The following is a 6,809-nucleotide window of genomic DNA, read 5'->3' on the forward strand; positions in this document are numbered from 1 at the left end:
ACATGCCCGGCCGCTTGCGCACGGCCTCCAGGCCCTTGAGAACCTTGATGGAATCGGCGCCGTAATCGTCTGGCACGCGAGCGGGTTCAGTCATGCATGGGATCCTTGGGGCAATGGTGGCGCATCCTATCCGGGCAGCCCGCGCTTGTCACGCCTCGAATGCCGCCCGTCCCGCCCGAAATTCGAGAGGCTTCAAGGCGTTAACCCGTCTCCGCTCCCGTCGACCGGATTCCGCGCCGCAGCCGGTTCGGATCCGATCCTCCGATGCGGGGAGGGAAGTGCCGGGACAGCCCCGCCGCCCGCGCTCTGGCCAGACTCGGCCGGATCGGGCACAATCGGCTGCCCCGTCGGCGCCATCGTGCCGCCCGGTTGGCGGTGGGCCGGGCGAGGCATCGCCTTGCGGCACAGCAAGAAGGGGAAGGCCATGGCCTATGGCATCATCCATTTCTTTCCGGGAGGAACCAGGGAGCAATACGAGGCGGCGCTGCCGGTGGTGCATCCGAGCGACGGCAGCCTGCCGCCCGGCCAGATCTTTCACGCCGCCGGCCCGTCGCCGGGCGGCTGGACCATCATGGCCGTGCACGATTCGAAGGAAAGCTGGGAGGCGTTCCGCGACGGGATCCTGATGCCGCGCATGCAGGCGGGCGTCGCGGGCAGCTTCACCGGCCCGCCCCAGGAGACGGCATTCGAGGCATACAAGTTCTAGACGGGCTGACGGCCGGGCCAGCCGCCGACTCAGTTGGGCATGGTGAGCACGGCGTTCTTCCCGCCCCCGCTCAGCTGCAGGCTGTCCTTGCCGATCGCCGCGACCCGGGCGCCCTGCAACCGGTCGCCGGGGCGGACGCGCTGCATCTTGCCGCCGGGCAGGCGCACCAGCGCGTGACGGTCGTTGCCGCCGCCGAAGATGCCGATCAGCGAGACCGAATTGCGCGAGAAGCCGACGGTCTGGGTCGCCGCCGCGCCGCTGGCGCTGGCCACGGCCCTGGTCTTGGCCGGGGCTTTCTGGGCCCTGACCTGCTTGGGCTGGACCCGCACCGGCTGGGCCGGGGCGGGGGCGAGCCGCACCACCTTCTGGGGTGCCGCCGCCACAGGCTTGGGCCGGACGGTCGCGACCTTGACTTTGGCGGGGGAAGGGGCGGGCGCGCGGCTGGCGGTGAAGCGCCGCGGCTCGGGCCGCCCGGCGGCGACGACGGAGGCCGCCGCGAGGCCGGTGCTCGCCGTCTGGGTGGCGAAGGTGGTGGTCGGGCGGGCGACGCTGGCAGTCACCACCGCCGCGCTGATCGCCTCGGAAAGCGCCGCCGAGGACAGCGACCGGGGCCGCGGCTGCGGGCGCGTCCGGTCCGGCGCTGCCACGGCCGTCTCCGGCGCGGCGGCAGGCGTCGCGGCCGGGGCGGGCTCGGCCGCCGCCGCCGCGGGCCGGGCCAGCGGCCGCAGCGCGGGCTTCCCGGAGGAAGGCGCCGGCGCGGTCGGATTGGCCAGCGCAATCCGGACCGCGGCCTCGGCGGGCTTGGGCGCCGCGGCGGCGACCGGCCGCTGCATCGGCGCGTCAATGCGGGTGGCGTCGAGCAGGGCCCGCGCCACCGAGAGCTCCGCCAGGCGGATCGTGCCGTCCGCCTGCGGCCGCGGCGGCAGAGTGGAGACCGGGAAGTTGCGGGTGGCCACGGTGACGAGCGGCAGGAGCGCCGGTTCACGCGCATGGCCGGGCGCCCGCGGGGCCTGGGGTGCGGGAACCCGTGCCACCGGGGCAGGCTCCGGCGCGACGGCGACGCGGGTAAGGTCGGCGGGCCGCGGCCGGGGGCGCGGCTGGGCCGGGTCGGCAGGGGCCGACGCCGCCGCGAGCGCCGGGCCGGACTCGACCTCCAAGGGCGCGGAGACTACGGCAGGCCCCCGGTCCGGCGCCTGCGTCAACACCGCGAGCACGAGCGCCGCGGCGACGGCGGCGGCCGAGGCCGGGCCGAGGCGGTGCAGCGCCGGACGGGCGGGAGCCGCGAAATCCGGGGCGGCGGCGAAGCCGGGGAAGGCGCCGCCGCCGGTGATGCGCCCGGCCCGGAGTCCGGCCTGGGTGAGGAAGCGGCGGGTTTCCGCGACGGTTTCCGTGGCGACGGCCGCCACCTGCGTCGCGCCGCCCGCGTCGCGGCCGCCGAAGCGCAGCGAGACCGCCGCCGGCGGCAGGCCGAGCCTGGCGGCCACCCGGTCGCGCGCCGCCTTCTCGCGGCCGAGGCGCCCCAGCCCGGGAACCGGCCCGCGCCAGACCTCGCTCGCGGGCAATTCGACGGTCAGCCGCCCGCGGGAGGCCGCGATCTCGGCCGCCAGCGCGCGCAATTCGGTGAGAAGGTCCGGCGCGTCGGGATTGAGCACCCGCAACTCGCCCGGGCGGTCGCTCCGATCCAGCGTTATCGCCGCACATGCGAAGCGCAGCCGGAATCCCGGCCTGTCCTTGAATGTCCTGCTCATGCCTGCCCCGATCGTTGTCGAGTGTTGCCTCGGCCACAAGTCTAGCGCAAAACGCAGGGCAATGCCAGAGTCGTGAAGCCCGCTGGCGCAACTTTTGGTTGAGGGTCCGGATGGTTGCGGGCACATCTTGGGCAAGTGAAATCCGGAGGTCACCATGCGTCTGCTGCCTGCGACCCTGCTCCTTGCGGGGCTCTGCGCCGCGATCCCGCCCGGGGCGGCCGGGGCCGAGGAGCCCCCGCGCCGCATCACCGTCACCGGCTCGGCCGAGGTCGAGGCGGTGCCCGACATCGCGACGGTCAGCGCCGGCGTGGAGACCCAGGCGCCGGAGGCGGCGGCGGCGCTGGCGGCGAACGCCACGGCGATGAACGCGGTCTTCGCCGCGCTCGAGGCCGCCGGCATCGCCCGGGCCGACGTGCAGACCAGCCGGCTCAGCCTCGACTCGATCTGGGAGAACCGCAACGACGGCGGCGCGCCGAAGGTCGTGGGCTTTCAGGCCAGCAACATGGTGACGGTCACGGTGCGCGACATCGCGCGGCTCGGCGCCGTGGTCGACGCGGTAACGGCGGCGGGCGGCAACCGGATCTTCGGGGTCGATTTCGCGGTGGACGAGCCGCGGGAGCAGATCGACGCGGCGCGGGAGCGCGCCGTCGCCGATGCGCGGGCCAAGGCCGAGCTCTATGCCGTGGCGGCGGGGGTGACGCTCGGCGCCGTGCTCTCGATCAGCGAGAGCGGCGGCTCGGGACCCTCGCCGGCGCCGGTCTTCGCGCGGGCCGAGGCCATGGCCGACACGCCGGTCGCCGAGGGCACGGTCCCCCTCGGCGCCAGCGTGGAGGTGGTCTTCGCGATCGAGTGATCCCGCGTGTCAGGCGGTGGCCCTGGTCAGCGCCTGGTCGAGATCGCGGATCAGGTCCTCGGGGTCCTCGATGCCGATGGAGAGGCGCACCATGTTCGGCACCGCCCCGGCCTTCTCCTGCTGCTCGGGGGTGAGCTGGCGATGCGTCGTCGAGGCGGAGTGGATGATCAGCGAGCGGGTGTCGCCGAGATTGGCAACGTGGCTGAAGAGCTCCACCGAATCCACCAGCTTGACGCAGGCGTCGTAGCCGGCCCTGAGCGCGAAGGTGAAGAGCGCGCCGGCGCCGCGCGGATAGAGGCGCTGGGCCCGCTCGTGGAAGGGCGAAGAGGGCAGGCCGGCATAGGTGACCGATTCCACGCGGTCGTCCCGTTCGAGCCATTCCGCGACCTTGCGCGCGTTCGCGACGTGGCGCTCCATGCGCAGGCTGAGCGTCTCGATCCCCAGAAGCGTCTGGAAGGCGGTCTGCGGCGCCATGGTCATGCCGAGGTCGCGCAGGCCGATGGCGATGCCGAAGAAGGTGAAGGCCATGGGCCCGAAGGTCTCGTGGAACTTCAGCCCGTGATAGGCGGGCTCCGGCTCGCTGAGCGAAGGAAACTTGCCGCCGGCCGACCAGTCGAAGCGCCCGGCATCGACCACCGCGCCGCCGGTGACGGTGCCGTTGCCGCTGAGGTACTTTGTGGTCGAATGCACGACGAGATCCGCGCCCATCTCGAAGGGCCTGCAGAGCCAGGGGGTGGCGGAGGTGTTGTCGACGATCAGCGGCACGCCGAGCTTCTGGGCGACCTTGGCGACCGCGGGGATGTCGGTGACATGGCCGCCGGGATTGGCGATGCTCTCGCAGAAGATCGCCTTGGTGTTGTCGTCGGCGAGATCCTCGATGGCGGTCAGGTCGTCGATGTCGACGAACTCCGCCGACCAGCCGAAGCGCTGGATGGTGTTGGAGAACTGCTGCACGGTGCCGCCGTAGAGGCGGTTCGAGGCGATAATGTTGTCGCCGGGCCGCATCAGCGGAAAGAGCGCCATGATCTGCGCCGCATGACCGGAGGAGCAGCAGACCGCGCCGACGCCGCCCTCGAGCGTCGCGATGCGTTCCTGCAGCACCGATACCGTGGGGTTGGTCAGCCGCGAGTAGATGTAGCCGACCTCCTGGAGGTTGAAGAGCCGCGCGGCGTGCTCGGCGTCGCGGAAGACGAAGGCCGTGGTCTGGTAGATCGGCGTCTGCCGCGCGCCGGTGGCGGGATCCGGGCGGCTGCCCGCGTGAACCTGCAGCGTGTCGAAGCCGTATGGATGATCGGTCATGGTCGCACTCCCGTTGTTCCCGCGAAGGCTATGCGAGGCGGCGATGCGGCGCAACGGGGCGAAGCGGTGACGCGGGCCGCCTCGTCAGACCGGCCCGGCCCAAGCTGAAACTGATATTAGTGCATTGAAAAATATAAAGAATGGTAGTGGAACGATCTTCTTTGTCTTGCCGCGGGACGCATCCCTTGCCACTGGCCGGTACACGGTCTCGGCCCCGCCGACGAACCGGCGCAAGGCGGTGCCTCGGCATGGCCGGCTCGAAAAGCCCATCCCCGGCCTCGCCGCGGCCGCCTCACCGGCCCGCTTCGTCGCTCCGCCCGAAGAGCCCGGTCAGCGAGCGGCCGATCAGGTTGGAGACGCTCGGGCGCGGCAGGGCGGCGAAGGGCAGCGGCCGGCAGACCTCCATCGCGGCGATCCCGACCCGCGCGGTGAGCGCGCCGTTGATCACCCCCTCGCCGAAGCGCCGCGAGACCCGCGCCAGCGCGCTGCCGCCGAGCACCGAATGGATCATGTCGTCGCCCACGGAGACGAGGCCGGTGGCGATCAGATGCGTCGCCACCGAGCGCAGGAGCCGCCAGGATCCGAAGAAGCCCGAATGCGCGCCGTAGATATCGGCGATCCGGCGGATCATGCGCACGTTCATCGAGAGCGCGGCGAGCACGTCCGCCAGCGCAAGCGGGATGAGCGCGGTAGCACCGGCGACCGTGCGGCTGGCCGCCTCGATCTCGCGCCGTGCCTCGGCGTCGAGCGTGGCGAAGAGGCCGCGCTCGGTCGCGAGGATGATCGCGTCGGCGTCGAGCATCTCGGCGCGTGTCTCCGCCAGCCGCGCCGCTCCCCAGGCGACCTCGCCGCGGCCGCCATAGAAGCGCGCCAGCCCCTCGGACAGGGCCAGCGCCGCGTCCCGGTCGGCGCTCGCATGGGCGGCGGCGGCCTCGGCGCGGAAGCGGTCGATGCGCGCGAGCCGCCGGAAGGCGAGGAGCTCGCGCAGGATCTGGATGAGCACCACGAGCCCGAGCAGCGCCGTGAGCCCCAGCGCGACCATGCCGAGCGCGGGAAACCGCGCCAGGAGCGCGGTGAGGTAGTCGTAGGCGGCGATGGAGACGACCAGGGTCAGGAGGCTTCCGGCCAGCGTCCAGAACCAGCCGCCCCAGCCGCGGCTGCCGCGGGCGGCCAGCCGGGTCGCGCGCACCATGGCGGCACCTTCGGGCAGGTCGTCGTCGAGCGGCGGCGCCTCGGAGGGATGCGCCGCCTCCGGCTCGGGCAGCGGGCCGGCGGGAATGACGAAGGGCGCGTCGGGTCTCTCGGTCACAATCTGTCCCCGATCAGGAATTCGGCGGCGCGGTCGAGGCGGATATGGGGCGGCCCGTCGCCCGGCGCCAGCGTCAGCCGCGGCGGCGCGAAGCGCGTCACGCGAAAGGCCGCATCCGTCCAGTCCCCGGCACCCTTGCGCGCCGGCGCGAGCAGCGCCGCGGGATCGTCGGGCAGGCGGCCGGGAAAGAGCGCGACCTCCGAGCCGTCCTCGAGGCTGCGCCCGCGCACGATCCCGACCTCGCGGCCGTCGCGGGTCACGGTCTGCTCGACGGTGGCGCGCAGGCTGGCGATGGCCAGCGCCCGGGTCTCGGCGCCGCGGAACCGCGCCCGCGCCTTGGCGTCGGCCAGGAGCGCCTCGGTGATCGCGGTCAGCTGCGTGTGCTGGGTATGATGCAGGTAATCGGCCTTGGTCGCGGCGAAGAGGATGCGGTCGATGCGCCGGCCGAGCAGCGGCGCGAGCCAGGAATTCCGCCCCGGCCGGAAGCAGGTCAGGATGTCGGCCATGGCGCCGCGCAGATCCTCCACCGCCCGGGGCCCGTCGTGGATGGCGCCGAGCGCGTCCACCAGCACCACCTGCCGGTCGAGCCGGGCGAAATGGTTGCGGAAGAACGGCGCGACGACCACGCGCTTGTAGGCCTCGTAGCGCCGCTCGAAGGCGCGCCACAGCGAGTTGCCGGGCGTGCGCGCCGGCCGCGGCAGCGGCGAGAAGGTGAGCGCCGGCGAGCCTTCGAGATCCCCGGGCATCAGGAAGCGCCCCGGGGCCACGCTGGAGAGGCCCGCGGCGCGCGCGGCGGCGAGATAGGCGGTGAAAACCCCCCCCAGCCCCCGCGGCGCGGGCCCGTCCGGCCGGTCCGCGGGGACCGCGGCCTCCGCGCCGGCGGGCCCCGGCTTC

The 6,809-nt window shown here is 73.3% G+C and carries 6 protein-coding genes; 2 read left to right on the top strand and 4 right to left on the bottom strand.

Going from position 1 to position 6,809, the window contains the following annotated elements; translation table 11 throughout:
- Positions 1 to 424: 424 nt before the first annotated feature.
- Positions 425 to 706, top strand: a complete 282-nt coding sequence (locus V7050_RS16520) for a hypothetical protein (protein WP_324373762.1) — start codon at positions 425 to 427, stop codon at positions 704 to 706.
- 29 nt (positions 707 to 735) lie between these two features.
- On the opposite strand, the gene V7050_RS16525 is transcribed toward V7050_RS16520, so the two are convergent.
- A complete protein-coding gene (locus tag V7050_RS16525; RefSeq protein WP_324373764.1) occupies positions 736 to 2,454 on the bottom strand; it encodes a hypothetical protein in 1,719 nt (572 codons plus the stop codon).
- Positions 2,455 to 2,608: 154 nt separating this feature from the next.
- Here V7050_RS16525 and V7050_RS16530 point away from each other — a divergent pair, with 154 nt between their 5' ends.
- Positions 2,609 to 3,307 carry an SIMPL domain-containing protein gene (locus tag V7050_RS16530; protein WP_324410858.1) on the top strand — a complete coding sequence of 233 codons (699 nt, stop codon included), beginning with the start codon at positions 2,609 to 2,611 and terminating at the stop codon, positions 3,305 to 3,307.
- A gap of 9 nt (positions 3,308 to 3,316) precedes the next feature.
- Here the strand turns inward: V7050_RS16530 and V7050_RS16535 are convergent, their stop codons facing one another.
- The 3 genes from V7050_RS16535 to V7050_RS16545 form a co-directional block, all read right to left on the bottom strand.
- On the bottom strand, positions 3,317 to 4,606 hold the full coding sequence (locus V7050_RS16535; RefSeq protein WP_324367721.1) for an O-acetylhomoserine aminocarboxypropyltransferase/cysteine synthase family protein: 1,290 nt from the start codon (positions 4,604 to 4,606) through the stop codon (positions 3,317 to 3,319).
- Positions 4,607 to 4,898: 292 nt separating this feature from the next.
- Positions 4,899 to 5,915 carry a YcjF family protein gene (locus tag V7050_RS16540; protein ID WP_324367720.1) on the bottom strand — a complete coding sequence of 339 codons (1,017 nt, stop codon included), beginning with the start codon at positions 5,913 to 5,915 and terminating at the stop codon, positions 4,899 to 4,901.
- Positions 5,912 to 6,809 (bottom strand): YcjX family protein (locus tag V7050_RS16545; RefSeq protein WP_324410860.1); only part of this gene is annotated, 898 nt, incomplete at its 5' end. The genes V7050_RS16545 and V7050_RS16540, both read right to left, overlap by 4 nt.

Source organism: Amaricoccus sp. (assembly GCF_036846665.1).
GTDB lineage: Bacteria > Pseudomonadota > Alphaproteobacteria > Rhodobacterales > Rhodobacteraceae > Amaricoccus.